The sequence below is a fragment of the Thermococcus sp. PK genome, assembly GCF_000430485.1.
GTDB lineage: Archaea > Methanobacteriota_B > Thermococci > Thermococcales > Thermococcaceae > Thermococcus_A > Thermococcus_A bergensis.
In genome coordinates this window covers 1064036-1079362 of the sequence record NZ_KE387149.1, presented here as the reverse complement: position 1 = coordinate 1079362, position 15327 = coordinate 1064036, and the positions used below count along the sequence as shown (strand labels likewise).

The 15327-nt window shown below is 43.5% G+C and carries 19 protein-coding genes and 1 tRNA gene; 12 read left to right on the top strand and 8 right to left on the bottom strand.

Features of this window, described 5'->3' with window-relative positions; translation table 11 throughout:
* Window positions 1–67 precede the first annotated feature (67 nt).
* Complete coding sequence (locus tag THEPK_RS07880) at window positions 68–1081, bottom strand: deoxyhypusine synthase (protein ID WP_042700345.1); 1014 nt, start codon at window positions 1079–1081, stop codon at window positions 68–70.
* 48 nt (window positions 1082–1129) lie between these two features.
* Entirely contained in the window at window positions 1130–1459 is a 330-nt protein-coding gene (locus tag THEPK_RS07875; RefSeq protein WP_042700341.1) for a hypothetical protein, read from the bottom strand.
* Window positions 1460–1543: 84 nt separating this feature from the next.
* Here THEPK_RS07875 and THEPK_RS07870 point away from each other — a divergent pair, with 84 nt between their 5' ends.
* Together THEPK_RS07870 and THEPK_RS07865 are read left to right on the top strand one after the other, a co-directional pair.
* On the top strand, window positions 1544–2200 hold the full coding sequence (locus THEPK_RS07870) for a metallophosphoesterase family protein (RefSeq protein WP_042700338.1): 657 nt from the start codon (window positions 1544–1546) through the stop codon (window positions 2198–2200).
* A gap of 46 nt (window positions 2201–2246) precedes the next feature.
* Window positions 2247–2323: transfer RNA gene (locus THEPK_RS07865), tRNA-Ala, on the top strand.
* 15 nt (window positions 2324–2338) lie between these two features.
* Here THEPK_RS07865 and THEPK_RS07860 read toward each other — a convergent pair.
* Entirely contained in the window at window positions 2339–2845 is a 507-nt protein-coding gene (locus tag THEPK_RS07860) for a DUF257 family protein (protein ID WP_232194557.1), read from the bottom strand.
* A 311-nt stretch (window positions 2846–3156) separates the two neighbouring features.
* Between THEPK_RS07860 and glyS the strand changes: the two genes are divergently transcribed.
* The 7 genes from glyS to THEPK_RS07825 all read left to right on the top strand — a co-directional run bounded on the left by glyS (window position 3157) and on the right by THEPK_RS07825 (window position 8891).
* Entirely contained in the window at window positions 3157–4866 is a 1710-nt protein-coding gene (gene glyS / locus THEPK_RS07855) for a glycine--tRNA ligase (RefSeq protein WP_198011309.1), read from the top strand.
* A gap of 354 nt (window positions 4867–5220) precedes the next feature.
* The gene (locus THEPK_RS07850; protein WP_042700332.1) at window positions 5221–5670 is read left to right on the top strand and encodes a hypothetical protein; all 450 of its coding nucleotides are present in this window, start codon (window positions 5221–5223) and stop codon (window positions 5668–5670) included.
* A gap of 35 nt (window positions 5671–5705) precedes the next feature.
* Entirely contained in the window at window positions 5706–6851 is a 1146-nt protein-coding gene (locus THEPK_RS07845) for a hypothetical protein (protein ID WP_042700329.1), read from the top strand.
* A gap of 4 nt (window positions 6852–6855) precedes the next feature.
* Complete coding sequence (locus tag THEPK_RS07840) at window positions 6856–7284, top strand: hypothetical protein (RefSeq protein WP_042700328.1); 429 nt, start codon at window positions 6856–6858, stop codon at window positions 7282–7284.
* Window positions 7271–7903, top strand: coding sequence for an ATP-binding cassette domain-containing protein (locus tag THEPK_RS07835; protein ID WP_052315914.1), 633 nt, complete (start codon window positions 7271–7273; stop codon window positions 7901–7903). Before THEPK_RS07840 ends, THEPK_RS07835 begins: the two co-directional genes overlap by 14 nt.
* A 97-nt stretch (window positions 7904–8000) precedes the next feature.
* Window positions 8001–8522 (top strand): DUF402 domain-containing protein, encoded by a 522-nt coding sequence (locus THEPK_RS07830; RefSeq protein ID WP_042700325.1) that lies wholly within the window; start codon window positions 8001–8003, stop codon window positions 8520–8522.
* Window positions 8523–8612: 90 nt separating this feature from the next.
* Entirely contained in the window at window positions 8613–8891 is a 279-nt protein-coding gene (locus tag THEPK_RS07825) for a DUF167 domain-containing protein (protein ID WP_042700322.1), read from the top strand.
* Here THEPK_RS07825 and THEPK_RS07820 read toward each other — a convergent pair.
* Together THEPK_RS07820 and THEPK_RS07815 are read right to left on the bottom strand one after the other, a co-directional pair.
* Window positions 8888–9244, bottom strand: a complete 357-nt coding sequence (locus tag THEPK_RS07820; protein ID WP_042700319.1) for a hypothetical protein — start codon at window positions 9242–9244, stop codon at window positions 8888–8890. The genes THEPK_RS07825 and THEPK_RS07820 overlap by 4 nt on opposite strands.
* 38 nt (window positions 9245–9282) lie before the next feature.
* Window positions 9283–10287 carry a phosphorylating glyceraldehyde-3-phosphate dehydrogenase gene (locus THEPK_RS07815; protein ID WP_042700737.1) on the bottom strand — a complete coding sequence of 335 codons (1005 nt, stop codon included), beginning with the start codon at window positions 10285–10287 and terminating at the stop codon, window positions 9283–9285.
* Window positions 10288–10603: 316 nt separating this feature from the next.
* On the opposite strand from THEPK_RS07815, the gene THEPK_RS07810 reads away from it, so the two are divergent.
* The 3 genes from THEPK_RS07810 to THEPK_RS07800 are packed head-to-tail and all read left to right on the top strand — an operon-like array spanning window position 10604 to window position 12396.
* Entirely contained in the window at window positions 10604–11353 is a 750-nt protein-coding gene (locus THEPK_RS07810; RefSeq protein ID WP_042700315.1) for a ParA family protein, read from the top strand.
* Entirely contained in the window at window positions 11350–11658 is a 309-nt protein-coding gene (locus tag THEPK_RS07805; RefSeq protein ID WP_042700312.1) for a hypothetical protein, read from the top strand. Before THEPK_RS07810 ends, THEPK_RS07805 begins: the two co-directional genes overlap by 4 nt.
* Before the next feature lie 36 nt (window positions 11659–11694).
* Window positions 11695–12396: a glycerophosphodiester phosphodiesterase family protein gene (locus tag THEPK_RS07800; RefSeq protein WP_042700309.1), complete on the top strand. Its 702-nt coding sequence runs from the start codon at window positions 11695–11697 to the stop codon at window positions 12394–12396.
* A 138-nt stretch (window positions 12397–12534) separates the two neighbouring features.
* Here the strand turns inward: THEPK_RS07800 and THEPK_RS07795 are convergent, their stop codons facing one another.
* From THEPK_RS07795 to THEPK_RS07785, 3 genes are all read right to left on the bottom strand, one after another.
* Entirely contained in the window at window positions 12535–13053 is a 519-nt protein-coding gene (locus THEPK_RS07795) for a hypothetical protein (RefSeq protein ID WP_042700307.1), read from the bottom strand.
* Between the two features lie 10 nt (window positions 13054–13063).
* Window positions 13064–14803: an OPT family oligopeptide transporter gene (locus THEPK_RS07790; protein ID WP_042700305.1), complete on the bottom strand. Its 1740-nt coding sequence runs from the start codon at window positions 14801–14803 to the stop codon at window positions 13064–13066.
* A 314-nt stretch (window positions 14804–15117) separates the two neighbouring features.
* A complete protein-coding gene (locus THEPK_RS07785; protein WP_042700302.1) occupies window positions 15118–15324 on the bottom strand; it encodes a hypothetical protein in 207 nt (68 codons plus the stop codon).
* Window positions 15325–15327: the final 3 nt, after the last annotated feature.

The following is a 15327-nucleotide window of genomic DNA, read 5'->3' as shown; positions in this document are numbered from 1 at the left end:
ACAACAAGCCTTCGCTTTTTTGAATTAAAAAAGAAAAAACCAACCAGGGCGAGCATACAAAATAGGACTAACCTTTCATGACCATCCACACAAGGATTGGGAAAACCAGCGTCGCATCTGCCCATATTTCCACGTAATCTGCCTTTGCCTTTATTTTGCCCCAGCTCACGCCTTCACTTGGGGGAGCTCCGCTTAAAGAGCCGTCCCACGGAATTGCGGTGGTTATGTAGATTGCGTAATCTGTTCCGCCCCTAAAGAGGTTTGCGTTGATTATGGCGTGCTTTGGATAAGCCCCACCCAGAATTATTGATGCGGTCTCCTTTGCGGTAATGGCGAGGTTGTTGAGCTTCACTATGTCGTTGGCTACATCTATTATAAGCTCTCTGTCGCCTCTCTCCTCTTTGAAGAAGTAAAGCATATCCCCAAAGGAACCATCGGTCAAAGCAGGACAGAAGATCGGAATGTTGTTCTTGTATGCCCAGTAAAGGATGCTCTTTTCCTTCTCTTTGCCCAGCTTTTCGTCTATATACCTGCCGAGCTCGTAGATGACCTCGCTCGCTGTTAAAGGTCTCTTTTCTTCCCTTTCAATCTCTAGGAGCCTCTCAAAGAAGGGAATCATGTACTTCTCGAACTCTATATAACGGTCATTGGGCACAAAGATGTTGCCAATTCTGTTTATTCCCTTCTGTCTCATCTCGGCGTCGTTTACGTTCCAATCTCCGAGGATAAAGGGCTTCAGGGCTTTTATGAAATCCTCCTCCACTCCTCCAGCGGTGGTTACAATTACATCGACCTTCTTATGCTTCACAAGATAAGCTATAACCTCCCTCAGACCAGAAGAAACTATGTTGGATGTGTAGCCAAGGAAAACTCTAACTTCTTCCCCGTTCTTTCTTTTTTCCTCCACTTTCTTCCAGATTTCAATGGCCTTTCCCAGATGTGTTGCTTGAAAACCTATTCTCTCGTAATAATCAATGACTTCCTCTAAGCTGCTCACGTCCTCAAGCCATGGGCCAATGACAGGAATTTCCTTAATTCCCTCAGTTGATGACTCCTTAAGAACTGACTTTTTTGGATCCAAATCCCACACCTCCAAGGGGCATTGAAAAAAGAACTTAAAGTTTTTGCCCTACTCAAGGGACTTCAGAGCTTCCAAAAATCTCTGCACCACTTCTTTGGGAGCATCTTTCTTGGGGCTTCTCTTCATTCTCGGCGGCTCTCCATGTTTATATCTCTCAATCCACTCAAAAACCTGTTCAAGGGCTTCTTTAAAGTTGCTTACAGGTTCAAAGGGCTCATCAAGGTAATAAATCTCTTCATCTTTGAGGTCATATATCAGAACTGCCGGGTAAAGGGTATCATCCTTACATGGGCATTCAGACTCTACGCTGACTTCAATAACAAAATCCCCTACCTCAAGAATCCCCTCCTCTTTTAGGGTTTCTTTCCACTTGCTCATACGTCTTATGAATTGCTTTTCAGGTTTTAAAATTTAACCATCAAACATTTAAGCCCTCCCGTGTATTCTGTAGAGGGTGGTGAGATGAGGATAATAGCGGTAACGGACATCCACGGAAGAGATAACAGGGTAAAAGAGTTCTTGGAGCACATCAAAGATGAAGAGTTCGACCTTATTATGATAGCAGGGGACATAACTCACTTTGGAGGTAAAGAAACGGCTTATAATATTCTGAAGGAGTTCATAGGTTTCGGAAAGCTTTTTTATGCGGTTATGGGGAACTGTGATGGTAGGGATGTCCTTGAACTGCTTGAAGAACTCAATGTCAGCCTTCATGATAAAAGGGTGGAGTTTAATGGCGTTGGCATCGTTGGAATAGGGGGCTCAAACATAACGCCTTTCTCGACAATATGGGAGTTCAGCGAAGAGGAGATTTGGGAAATTCTGACCAAAAATTATCAAGATGGCGATATAGTGCTTTCTCACGTTCCGCCTAAAAACACCAAGGTTGACAAAACCCTTGTGGGAACACATGCCGGAAGCAAGTCGCTGAGAAAATTCATTGAGGAAAAGCAGCCTCCACTGGTTATATGCGGTCACATACATGAGGCAATTGGAATAGATGAGATCGGAGAAACCATAATTGTAAATCCAGGTCCTCTGTCGAGGGGACACTATGCCACAATAGATTTTGATGAAGAAAAGAAAAAAGTAAAGGATATAACGCTCGAGAAGTTTTAATGCATGGAAAACTTTTTAAGCTGACTCTAAAGATAAAAATCGGGATGGGCCGGTAGCTCAGCCTGGGAGAGCGACGGCTTCGCAAGCCGTAGGCCGCGGGTTCAAATCCCGCCCGGTCCACCACTATCTTTCTAAGTTTTACAGTTTCACCTCCACTCCATCAATTTCGCTGTTGATTGATTTTTTGACATTAAGAAAGAAACTTTTACCCTTCTTTCTTATCTCAACGACAGTAGTTGCAACTTCCTCTAGGAGCGGGAGGATATTGGGAGTATTCTTCTCTAACAGCTCAGTATTAATGAAGTAGTAGCCAATTCCCTTGGGATTTCCAGTATACCCCAGAACGATATTCACAATAGACAATGCTTCTGTTCTTGAATTTATTACAAAGAGAAGTTTATCAAATCCCAAAACTAGGCTTACTATTTTATCCCCCACATCTAGAATTGACTTAACAATGCCAAATGCTTCCTTTTCCCGAACAACAGGCTCTCCAAAAGAAAGTCTTGTAATAACATTCCCCACGTGCAACCGTCCCCCAATTTTGATAACTCTAACATTGTCTAGTAAGCCAGAGTTTAGCCCTTGGAGTTCCATCTGGCTCTTATACAGGTAGAGCGTATCGAGAATGTCCACAACAACCACACCATAATCTTTTTTGTATGCCCAATTTAACAAGATTTAACAAGTGAGCAAATCCTATATGAGGAGGTGTTGATGAGTCGTGTTCGATAAGTACGTTCTCTCCAAATAGTATTGACTCCCAAACTCTTCTAATAACTTCCCTCATGACGAGCCACCTTCTCATATTTACTGTTTAATAGTTCTTAAAGATTTAGGAACAAAAAGATTAGCCGTAACGCTTATGCAACAGTAGTTTGGTAGTAGCAATTAACAAAAATCCAAACCTCTGAAGCAAAACTTTTTTAGGTGCTTTGCCTTCATGCACTAAGGTGGTGTTCATGGATAAGTATGAAGTTCTTCAAGACCTGATGAAAAGGAGAGGCTTTGCGTGGGGCAGTTTTGAAATCTATGGTGGAGCGAGAGGTTTTTACGATTACGGTCCTTTAGGGGCTACAATAAAAAGGAAAATCGAAAGGAAAATCAGAGAAGCCTTTATAAGGGAGGGCTTCTTTGAAATTGAAACTCCCGATATCACGCCGGAAGAGGTTTTTATTGCCTCGGGACACGTGGAGAAGTTCGTTGACCCGTTAACCGAGTGTAAAAAGTGCGGCTCAAGGTTTAGAGCCGATCACCTTGTTGAAGAAGCTCTTGGCATAGACACCGAGGGGCTTAGTGCCGAGCACCTCACGCAACTCATAAGAGAGCACGGCATAAAGTGCCCAGAATGTGGCGGAGAGCTCAGCGATGTGTGGTACTTCAATTTGATGTTTGAAACTTACATCGGACCTTACAAGGATAAGAAGGGCTATCTGAGGCCCGAAACTGCCCAGGGAATATTCGTGAACTTCAAGCGCTTGAACAACTTTGCAAGAAACCAACTACCATTCGGGGTCTTTCAGATAGGGAAAGCCTATAGAAACGAGATTTCCCCAAGACAGGGAATGCTCAGGCTAAGAGAATTCACGCAGGCTGAAGCGGAGATTTTCTTCAATCCCAATGAGACCGAGCATCCGCACTTTGATGAAGTTAAAGACGAGATTGTCAGGCTTTATCCAATAGAGCACCAGCTTAAAGACCTAGGCATGATCGAAGTTACCCTTGAAGAGGCTGTGAAGAAGGGCTACGTGCTGAACACCTTTTTTGCATATTATATGGCAATGGTGAAGAGGATTCTCCTTGACATAGGTATCCCCGAGGATAAGATCAGGTTCAGACAGCAGTTGCCAGAGGAGAGGGCGCACTACTCAAGCGACACATGGGACGTTGAAATCCACAGCGAAAGGTTTGGATGGATTGAGTGCGTTGGTATAGCCTACAGGGGAGACTACGATCTAAGCAGACACATAAAAGAAAGCGGGGCAGATTTAACAGTTATGATCCACTATAAGGAGCCCAAGATAGTCAAGAAGCTTAAGGTTTCCCTCAATATGAAGAGAGTCGGGCCCAAGCTTAAGAAGGATGCCGGAAGGATTAACAAGAAGTTGCAGGAAATGAGCCAGGAAGAGCTCAAAAAAATAGTTGAGGGACTTAAACAGGTGGGAAAAGTCATCATCGACGGCTACGAGCTTGAAAAAGACGACTTTATCATACAAGAAGTCGAGGAAAAGATAACCGGTGAGAAGATAGTGCCGCACGTCTTGGAGCCGAGCTTTGGTATCGACAGGCCCTTCTACCTGCTCCTTGAGAATTCCCTAGCCGTAGACGAGGACGGAAGAGTTTATCTCAAGATAAAGAAGGACATGGCGCCAATAGAAGTTGCCGTGCTTCCTCTCGTAGCCAAGGAGCCCCTAACGAACATAGCCTATGACGTCTTCAGAACCCTGCAAAAAGAGGGCTTCATAGTGGTCTATGACGAGAAAGACACCATTGGAAGGAGATACGCAAGGTACGACGAGATAGGAACGCCTTACTGTGTAACAGTGGATAACCAGACGCCTGAAGACAACACCGTAACGATAAGGGATAGAGACACGAGGGAGCAGATAAGGGTAAGCATTGAGGAACTTCCGAGGAAACTGAAGGAGCTGATTTTCGGAGTTTAACACTTGATCTGAAGAGCCTTTTCTATTTTCTCTCTCAACTCCCCCCAAGCTGCGAGATGATGACCCAGACTATTGAAAGGTCACCTTAAAATCCTGATGGTAGTCTCCAGTATCTCGCTCAGAAAGAAGCAGAGATCGCGCTTAGAAATAGACGAGCTCTCCCCTTTAAGTGTAATATAATTTTAACGCTCTATCCAATATTAATTTATCTAATATGATTAAAAAAACTATAATCGAGTGAAGATCATAATCATTAAAATCATTATTATTAAATATTAAATAATATGTGATAACAAAGTTTTTAAATAATAGGTGGTAATAAAGTTTTAATGAAAGCTACTGGAGGTGATACGAGTGGATATAGGTTCACTATTTAAAAAAGAAAAAATGCTACTTGTTGTAGCAATAGCATTCTTAGGAACTCTGATAGCACAATCTTCCCTTGTGGTACTTTCGATTCTATCAATCACTAGAGACATCAATGTCCCCTTGTTGCTCGAGAAAATTTCCTCTGATGGCGCAACAACATTTAAGGCAACCCCATTGCTTATTTTTCTAAGCTATGCCATCACAGCAATACTGCTCTGGTACAGCAAGCCGACTCCACAAGGATCAAGGCAACTGAGAATAGTCCAAGTTATAGTCGTAGTACTGGCAATTTCAATCATTGTTCTAATCTTTGGTTCCATTGTGGCCTGTGGAGTGGTGTGTCCAAGACTAGCATGTCATGGTGCCATGGATTCGTGCACTTGGCACACTGGACTCTTCTATGTGAAATACGTGTGCAACTGTATAGTATCTTAGCTCCCTGATTTTTCATTATTATCTGGGGGTTCAGTATGAGAGGCATGTCTTTTCTGGTCTTGATCTGGTTTAAGACCCTCTTCAAGAGATTTAGCTATATTACCTTCCTATTTGTAAGTATTGGAACATTTTACACCCTCAATATCCTATCACCGCTGCTCAAGGAGGTGCCTGAGAACATTTTAATGGTGAATATGTTAATAATGACAACCGTTGTTGGAGTGATTTACTCAATCGAACACAACCCTCGTGTTATCTTGAGTATTAATTATATGCCTGCTCGGGATTGGAGGATTACCATATTAAGTCTCCTATCATTTTTACCGTTTCCTACCTTTGTCTATATCTCTCAACTTATTGACTTTTCCTATCTTATTCTGTCAATTTTCTTATTCTTGGGTCTCGTAGATATTTCGCTGTTTATCATAATAGGCTTCATAATAGCGTCTGTGCTCTCCCCCAGCTATGGCATTCTGTTTTTGATCATTCTGTTAATCAAACCCCTGCCAAAATTGCTGCCCCAAAGGAGGATAGTTATGTTTTGGATTAAAAAAAGACCGATCACCGTGATCAACCCGCTATTCCTATGGCCTTTAGGCATCATCTTCATTGGTATGGTGTTCATTACTCAGAAGGTTCAAAACACAAAACTTTGGGTATCCCCAGTTGGGGGAGGAGCAACTTACTTTTCTACAGTCGCCGTCAGCGGGGACTTCCAGACGCTCCTGCTTGGAGGAATTTTTACTTCGTTATCGGCGATTTTATCACTAATGTTGCCAGTCTTTTTCTCTGGAGCTGGCTATTTGGATAACTATCTGTGGAGTCTGAAGGTTCTGAGGGGAAAATTCTGGGAAGGTTTTGTGATGGAAATTCTCCTGAATACCATTTTTGGAACTGCAGTAATCCTGGGTGCCTTTACACTCCTAAAGTACTTAGGAATTGGTAGCTTTGAGGGAACCGCACTTGTTGTATTCCTTAGTATCCTCACAGTATCCGCAGTTGGTCCCTCATTGGATACAGGGGAGTCTTTGGGTAGCTATTTGCTTTTTTATTTGGTTTCAGTTTTTATAATCGGGAGGTTGAGCATGTATATACAACAGAAATACCTCATCTTTATGCTCTTGACTTTAATCTTCCCCGCCCGCGTAGTTTGGCTCAAGCTAAAGTTGTCCCGGAGGTGAAAACATGAAGTTTTGGGAGTTCACTAAAGCCATTGGAAAACCCTTAGTTGGCATGTTCCTATTCCTATTGTTATTCCTGACAGCACTCGGTGGAGCAATGTACCTGAACAAGTTTGAATGTCTCATTAAAAATCCCATCAACATTGAACTTCTCATTTCGGTGATTCTAATGATCTATTTCCACGAACTTGGCCACTACATCCCGCTTAGGAATAGTGAAATTGAGGTTCAAAGAACCGGGATCGGCATAACAATTTCTACAACTGCATCCATACCTTTTTCGGCGGTTTTCCTTAGCGCACTCCTTCCGTTGGCTATAGCGCTTGTGTTTACTGTGATTTCCAAAAACCTAGTCTTTATATATCTCTGGTTCGGTATCGGAGCTGCCGCTCTGGTAGATGCAATAGGGGTGATGCAGGGTGTTAAAAGTTAGCAACCTTATAGCTGGATACAGCAAAACCCCAGTAGTTGGCCCCATAAGCTTTCAGTGTGAAAGAGGAGCAACCGTAATACTGTACGGGCCTAATGGGACAGGAAAAACAACGCTTTTAAGAACCATTGGCACACTTTTAAAGCCATTGGGCGGGAAGATAGAGTTGGATGGACAACCAATTGAGAGAGTTAAAAAGAAGGTTTTTCTCTTAGATGAGCAGATAAACCTGCCAAAGAGCCTGCGGGCATTAGAATATGTAACAGTGATAAGTACCCTTTATGGGACGTTCTTCAAGGATCATTCAGATATACTCAAACGCTTTGGAATTAATCCCAAGGCGTTAATCTCTCACTTATCCCAAGGACAACGGAGAAGGTTGCAACTGGCTGGTGCGCTGGTAGCCAAAAATGCTGAGCTTTTCCTTATCGACGACCCGACCGTGGGTCTTGATGATTATAGTGCTGAAGTTTTGATTCCCTGGTTAATAGAAGAACTGAAAAGAATGGAAAAAACGGTTGTCATAGCAACCAGAACGGAGCCCTTGGTGAGAGTGCTCGGAGAGAGTGCCGAAGTAATCAATATGATCAAATACAGCAGGGTTCTACCTAATCAACTTTAGGGAGCGATAACTCCCACCCTGTGGTCTCTCAATCCTGCTGATAGCATCTTTGAAGTGAAGATATAAAAACCTTCAGCCCGGACCATGATTGGTAGATATGCTCCATCTCATCTACAAGCGTATTCCAAACAGAGTCCTTGAGCGAGAAGACGAGCTTATCGCGGACTTAGGGGACATAATAGTAGCAAAATCAAAGTTCGAAGGCATGCTTGCTCCGCTTTTTGTAAACGGAGTCAAGGTCATAGAGAACGAGTACACGATGGTGTATTTTGCCTTTGTTGGCGAAAACTATGATATCTTGAAGGTTTACGACAGGGAGGGCAACTTTAAGGGCTTATACGTTGACGTCCTGGCTTATACCAAGAGGGAAGGCGACACCCTTGAGATGCTGGATTTGTTCCTAGACATTTTCATTTTCCCCAACGGGGAAATTTTCCTTCTTGATGAGGACGAGCTTGAGATGGCCCTTCTCTATGAGCTCATAGACAAAGAAACGTTCGACTTTGCGTATTCGAAAGCGAGGGAAATCATAGAAAAATTCAGGAAAGGATTGTTCCCTCCAGACGTTGTATGGCAGTATTCACTTTCTTCTTCTGGAGATAGTTCAAGTTCTCACTGAGCCCTTACCTTTTCTTTTGAAACCTCGCCCCTCAGGCGGGGAGGAGGTCAAATTTAAATACCATTTTCTCTAGATGTTCCCGGTGATTGCATGATCAAGGAATCCAAAGATGGAGTGGTAATCCAGATATACGTGCAGCCAAATGCAAAGAAAACTGAAATTGAGGGCATAGATGAGTGGAGAAAAAGGCTGAAGGTCAGGGTAAAAGCTCCACCTGTGGAAGGGAAGGCAAATAAGGAAGTTGTGAAGTTCTTTTCGAAGCTTCTTGGTGCTGAAGTTATCATCATAAGGGGCGAGACAAGCAGGGAAAAAGACCTCCTTGTGAAAGGACTAAGCTTGGAGGAAGTAAAAAGAAAACTCGGAATTTAACGGTATTTAAGGAAGGCGATGTAATAGAAGGTTGCTCCAATTATGACAACCCCCGCAACGAAAAGGTAGAGGGCCTTTTCGGGCTTCTCCCTTACGCTGACCGAGTAGCACCCGTTTGAGATAAAGTATTCCACGTTTGCTTTTCTAACAAAGATATGCTCCCCTTTTGCCGTGAAGACTTCTTCACCGTTTTGATAGACTTTCAAAAACCCGTCCCGTACGCTCACCTCATAGCTCCCCAGTTTTCCAAAGCTGCCCTCACAGAAAGTCCCGGAGATAGTTTCGCTAGGATAGAGAAAGAAAGCAAGGATAAGTATCAGACCCAAGGCAAGGAGGTGCTCTTCAGCTTCCATGAGGAAAAATCTGTAAAAAAATTATAAAAGGTTTGGCTTCACTTCAAAATCCCAAGGCTCTTGTTGGTCTTCTTTATGCTCTCCCATTTGTCGGCGAGCTCGAACATGGCCCTTATTGCATCTACATTCTCTGGGACTACGTCGCTCTCTTGGTGGACGGCTTGGATGTAAAAGAGCCTGTTGCCCTTTACACTTATGCTATCCTTCCAAATGGCTATCTCATAGAGGTTATTCCACTCACGGTGAAGATCACGGGCAAACTCTATAAGCTGGGCTGTACTGTCAAAGCCCTTCTCTTTCTCGAAGAGCAGAACCCTCGTGGTGTTTTCGAAGATGTCAATGACGTCTTCCCGTGTAAGGGGCTTTTTGAGCTCCACCATTACGCTGTGGACGTGCATAAGAGTTGTTGGCACGATAAAGGCCATTGTCTCAATGTTTATTGGTATTACGGTTTGTACATCTGGTCCATGATGAGAGGGAACCTCAACTGAGGGTTTTATAGCATTGATGGGGCCCCTCTTGATGTCGTTGGGATCTGCAGCCCTCCTAATCATCACAGCATATACGTAGTCGATGTAATCTTTTATTGCGTTGAGAGTTCTTGTCAAGCCCGTGGTGTTGCAGGAGACAACCCTCACGTAGTTTTTACCCAGAGCCTGTTCATAGTTGGCCTGTGCAACGAAAGAAGCCTCCGCAATTTCCGCTTTCTCCCCGCCCTGGAATATTGCTTTAACTCCGGCTTTCTCGTAGAGGGCTTTGTTTTTCTCACCCATTCCTCCAGGGGTTGCGTCTACAATTACATCTACTTTTTCGAGCAGATCCTCGAGAGTACCTGCTACCTCGAATCCAGCCTTTTCGAATCTGGGTAAAAATTCGCTAGATGCTGCATAGACAGGTATTCCAAGCTCTTTAGCACGATAAGCCTCAAAGTCTGGCTTCGTCTTTGTAACTCCTATTAGCTCCATATCATCTTGTTTTGAAACTGCGTAAGCAACCCTCTTTCCTATAGTCCCGTAACCGTTAATCCCTACCTTGACTTTCATTTTCTCACCCCAAATTATCTTAAAAAGAGGGAAATACTTAAGCATTGTTTTCACTGGGAGTGAAAAAAGAAGTCAGAGGTATTTCTCAAAAAACTGCAAAACCTTTCCCTTATACTCCTCAGGCATAAGCTGGATTTTCCTTATATGTGCCGCTTCTGTAATCCAAAGCTCAACATCAGGATTTATTTTCCTGTTTTTCTCGTAAAACTCCTTAACCTCCTCGACCTTGAGTATTAAGGGGTTATTTGGTTTTTCTAACTTATCTTATAAGTTCTGACTGCTAAGGTTTATAACTTTCAAGAGCAGAGAATATTGCATGCCGGTGATAAGTATTGCAAATCAAAAAGGTGGAGTAGGAAAGAGCACCACTGCAATAAACCTTTCAGCTGCATTGGCACTCAAAGGAAAAAGAGTTCTTCTTGTTGATATGGATCCTCAAGGAGCAACGACAGTCGGACTTGGGTTTAGAGATGCTACTCCAACTATCTACAACGTGATCTTAGACGAAGTGGACACTGAAGATGCAATAATTCCTACTGAAATAGAAGACCTTTATTTAATCCCGAGCAACATTGCGCTTAGCGGTGCTGAAATCGAGCTCAGCAGTCAAATAGGAAGGGAATACATCCTGAGGAACAAACTTGCTAAAATTAAGGACAATTACGACTATGTGATAATAGACACCCCTCCCTCCCTCGGCATTTTAACGATGAACTCCCTTGTGGCGAGTGATGAAGTGATAATACCGATTCAAGCAGAATACTATGCTTTAGAGGGAATCGGTCTCCTGCTAAAGGCGATAAAACTTGTTAGGGAAAGATTGGGTATTCCCCTCGAGATTAGAGGATTCTTAATCACTATGTTCGATAAAAGAACCAATTTATCCAAGGAAGTCAGGGAAGAAGTAAAGAGAATATTTGGAGAAAAGGTGTTCAGAACTATGATCCCAAGAAACGTAAAGCTGGCTGAAGCGCCTTCCCATGGAAAGCCGATTTTTCTATATGCGCCTGACAGCAGAGGTGCCAAAGCATATATGAAGCTTGCCGAGGAGGTTGATGGAGTATGAAGAAGAAAAAAGCCCTTGGAAGGGGATTGGAAGCAATAATCTCCGAGCCGATGCCCAAATTAGAGAGCCCCCAGAAGGAAGAGATAAGTGGGGAAGCACTCGAAAGAAGTTTGCAGGAGGCTTTAAAAAATCCAAGGATTACCCTGTGGTCTCCCGAAGCTGCGGCAGTGCTTAGATATCTGAGGAAAACTATTCCCGAATTCAGCATCTCAAACGAAGCAAGCAAGCTTTTGGAAAAAGCAATAAGGGAAAAGTACCCAGAGATATGGAGTGTAGTTGAAAAGAGATTGAAAGAGCTTGAATAGCTCTTCCTTCTAACTTTTAAGTTGTAAGTGAGAACTATGATAATAGCCCACAGAGGTCTTGGAGAGCCTGAAAACAGTATGCTTTCTTTTAAAAGAGCCGTTAAAAGGGGATTTGGGATAGAGTTTGACGTGTGGAGAACAGCGGATGGAGAGCTCGTAGCCATGCACGACCCGGAGATAGCTATTAATGGAGAGAGATACTCCGTAAAAGAACTTACTTTCGGAGAACTCAAAGCACTTGCAGTTTCGAGAGAGCACATAGTGAAAATAGAAGAGCTGTTTAGAAAATTTCCTGATGCTCTTTTTAATGCGGATATAAAGGATGCAGAGGCTGTTGAAGAATTGGGGGAGCTTATACGCAACTATGAAATTGAAAAAGTGATAGTATCAACAACAGAGATTGGTATACTTAAGGCTCTAAGGGCTTATGATAAAAAATTAAAGCTGGCGTTTTCTATAGTAAGACGAAGTGATGTTCCAAAAGTTCCTCTCCTTAAACGGCGTTTTAGGATATTTGCCCTTCATGTTCCTATAGACGGAATATTCTATGTAGGTTTTGCAAACTTTAGGTTTCTCCTTAAGTGGATCAGAGGCATGGGGATGAAAGTAGGCCTCTGGAGCTATGAAGTGGATGAGCTTAAATACGTCCCCTTGCTGGCTGATTTAGGAGATTATTTCATCTCCAACCGACCACTGGATGTTAAAAACCTCTTGACCCGCCTGAAGGGGGACTTTTAGTCCTGCGGTGTCATTTCTCCCTTGACAACAAAATCTCCCGTATAGAAAGCAAAATGCAAAGGGCTTCAAAGTAGGAAAATTCGGCTCGCCGTCGTCTGCTGTCCCATTTCTAAGAAACTTAGAAAGAAAAGAAAAAGGTCAGTTCTTGGAGCTCAAGAGTTTTAGGGTTTCCTTTAGCTGGGTGTATCCGGACTCTAAGTAGGTATCTCCTTCTCTAATGTATCCATCTGCATAGGCACTCCAGGCTCTGTTTAGATGTCTTTCGGCTTTGCTAAAACTTGTCATGACTTCTCCGTAGAACTTGATTCCCTTTATCCTGATGGGCTGGGCCTTTTCTGCAAATGTTTCCAGTGTCTCCAAGATTTTGCCAAGTCTTTCTCTAGCCTTTTCGAGGTCAGTTTCTTTTTCTTTCATTACTTTTTCAATCTCTGTAAGTGCGTTTTCTAAGACCCTCTTGAGCTCTGCTTCTCCCCCTTCTCCTTTAGCCACGTTTCTGTGAAGCTCTTCCTTCTCTCCCTGTCTCCTAAGGACTATTCCAGCGCCCATGATGACTAAGGCGCCACCAACTACTGGCCAGAGTGGTGGATTTCTAGCGGAAGCTATAGCCCCTGTGATTAAACCGGCTGTAAGCATAACATTTCCAATTAGCTTTTTCATGTTCATCACCTCATGGTTGCAGTACTCCGGCAACGGTGAGCACTGCGAAGAGCAAGGTCATGGCAGCTTCTCCAACCATTAGACCAGCGGCAAATGGGAGGACCTTTTCAACGATGAACTCGTAGCCCTTCTTCCTCTTTGCAATCTCGTTCACAACACACCCAATTCCGTAGGGGATAATGTACAGCATTGGTAAGTACATTGAAAGGCCCACGAGAACACCAAGCCCTGGAACTCCGCTGAGAGAGAGCGCAAAGCCTAAGAGACCTCCAGCGATGAACTTGTCTATAGGTACACTTCCACCGAGCACTGCCTCAACCATTGACTTGAGGGCCATTGCCTGTGGTGCTGGGACCTTCTCGTTTCCAATTCCGTAGGCGTTCCATATAAGGCCAACAACTGTTAGAGCGATTATTGGGCCAAGCCAGGCGGTTAAGAGCTCAACTTTCTGCTGTCTTGATGGGATAGCTCCGACCATGTGACCTGTCTTGAGGTCTTGCATCATATCTGCGGCACCAGAGATAGCAACACCAACGGTTGCACCCATAAGTATCGTAAGCGGCACGTTCTTGTTGGTGAGGTAGAGGAGTATCATGACTGAGACCAAGGAAAGACCTGATACTGGGCTCCAGTCGGTCATTCCGGTAGACATTGCCACGAGAAGTGAGGCTATGAATATCCAGGCGACACCGATGAGGGCCGTGAGGAGGCTTCTACCCAATCCAAGGCCTCCGAGCTTGTATGCTGTTATTAAGAGCAAAGCAAATGCCAAAATTGCTCCACCAATTAGATAGTATATTGGAAGCTCCTCACTATTTCCATTTTTGTCTTTCACTCTGCTCGCCTGTGCAAGGCTCTTCATTGCAACAGCAATTACCGGAAGTGAGAGTATCAGTCCTGCTATTGAACCGCCAAGAAGCATTCCTATACCAAGGGGTCTTGTCATAGTTCCATAAACGTAACCGCTTATAGCCGCTCCTTGAACTTCAGCGGGAAGCCATCCGAGGGCTTTGACCACCGGAGTTATGATGTAGTAGGAGAGTATACCACCGGCAAGAACTATCAGACCGTTCCTTCCAGTGATTAAACCCATACCAAATACCATGAGTGAGAGGGCTATAGTTAGGTTAATCCATTCTGGAAGGTGGAGCACTGAGCCAAGGTCAACGACCTCGGGTATTATGTGGGGCAGTCCAAACAGTGGGAACTGTTGAATGAGATAAACTAGGGCACTGAGAATCATACCAAAGAACAGCAATCTTGCCTTTTCTATACCGCTACCAGGGGTTTTGAGGATGGTAGCAACTGCAGTACCTGTTGGGAACCTGAGCCTGTCTATTTCGATCATCTGCTTTCTGAGTGGGATTATAAAGGTTATACCCAGAATTGCTCCAGCGGCTGTTGCCAGGAAGAAGTACAAGGTGTTTATCTCTTGGTGAAGGCCCATTATGTAAAGTGCCGGTATTGTGAATATGACACCAGAGACGGAGATATTTACTGCTGAAGCAATTGTCTGGACTATATTATTTTCAACGACCGTGCCCTTCTTGAGTAGTCCCCTAAGAATGCCCCAACCAACAATTGCCGCTATTGCGGAGCCTCCAGAGGTGAACCCCATAATCATTCCAGCGTAGGTAAAGCTTGCGGCCATAAATGCTCCCCAGAGAACCCCTAAGATTATGGCAACTGGTGTTACTTCTCTATAGCTTTCTTCCCTTTTTGTAACGCTCTGCCCGACATACCTTTCCATTTTCAACCCCCTGTACATTTTTGTACATATGGTCTGGTCTATATACTTGGGATACAAAAGCGAGACATTCTGTCTTTTTTGCACATATAAAGTTTTCCCGCCCGACTTTATCCGCTAATGGGGATTGTAAACCAGTAAAACTTATAAAAAAGCAGTTATGTTGCTTTTTTATCATAGAGCATATAAAAAGCACAAGGGATAAGAAAGAAATTCATGAATGTATATTCATATATCGTGGATGCTCGAAAATTATCGCGATTTGGAAAAAATTTCTAAATAATTCAAAAAATTCCGAAATTATTGGAAGAACTCCCTTAAAGAGAGCTAAACTTTTGAAGGAATATTTTTAAATCGGTTTTAAATGGCTCCCGGGAGCTCTTTATTTCCTCTTCTACTAGCTGGATAAAAGAGGCCTCGTCTTGGACTTTTGAGCCTATTTCCTCAACTTTTCTCTTTAGTTCTTCGTAATATTCAATGTATGGCCTCGCCTCAAAGAGGGCTCTCTCTATTTTTTCCTTCATGCC

Coding starts and splice junctions, on each gene's coding strand:
- THEPK_RS07875 (WP_042700341.1), bottom strand. CDS start 1,459: ATGAGCAAGTGGAAAGAAACCCTAAAAGAGGAGGGGATTCTTGAGGTA.
- THEPK_RS07870 (WP_042700338.1), top strand. CDS start 1,544: ATGAGGATAATAGCGGTAACGGACATCCACGGAAGAGATAACAGGGTA.
- THEPK_RS07845 (WP_042700329.1), top strand. CDS start 5,706: ATGAGAGGCATGTCTTTTCTGGTCTTGATCTGGTTTAAGACCCTCTTC.
- THEPK_RS07840 (WP_042700328.1), top strand. CDS start 6,856: ATGAAGTTTTGGGAGTTCACTAAAGCCATTGGAAAACCCTTAGTTGGC.
- THEPK_RS07830 (WP_042700325.1), top strand. CDS start 8,001: ATGCTCCATCTCATCTACAAGCGTATTCCAAACAGAGTCCTTGAGCGA.
- THEPK_RS07825 (WP_042700322.1), top strand. CDS start 8,613: ATGATCAAGGAATCCAAAGATGGAGTGGTAATCCAGATATACGTGCAG.
- THEPK_RS07820 (WP_042700319.1), bottom strand. CDS start 9,244: ATGGAAGCTGAAGAGCACCTCCTTGCCTTGGGTCTGATACTTATCCTT.
- THEPK_RS07815 (WP_042700737.1), bottom strand. CDS start 10,287: ATGAAAGTCAAGGTAGGGATTAACGGTTACGGGACTATAGGAAAGAGG.
- THEPK_RS07810 (WP_042700315.1), top strand. CDS start 10,604: ATGCCGGTGATAAGTATTGCAAATCAAAAAGGTGGAGTAGGAAAGAGC.
- THEPK_RS07805 (WP_042700312.1), top strand. CDS start 11,350: ATGAAGAAGAAAAAAGCCCTTGGAAGGGGATTGGAAGCAATAATCTCC.
- THEPK_RS07800 (WP_042700309.1), top strand. CDS start 11,695: ATGATAATAGCCCACAGAGGTCTTGGAGAGCCTGAAAACAGTATGCTT.
- THEPK_RS07795 (WP_042700307.1), bottom strand. CDS start 13,053: ATGAAAAAGCTAATTGGAAATGTTATGCTTACAGCCGGTTTAATCACA.
- THEPK_RS07790 (WP_042700305.1), bottom strand. CDS start 14,803: ATGGAAAGGTATGTCGGGCAGAGCGTTACAAAAAGGGAAGAAAGCTAT.
- THEPK_RS07785 (WP_042700302.1), bottom strand. CDS start 15,324: ATGAAGGAAAAAATAGAGAGAGCCCTCTTTGAGGCGAGGCCATACATT.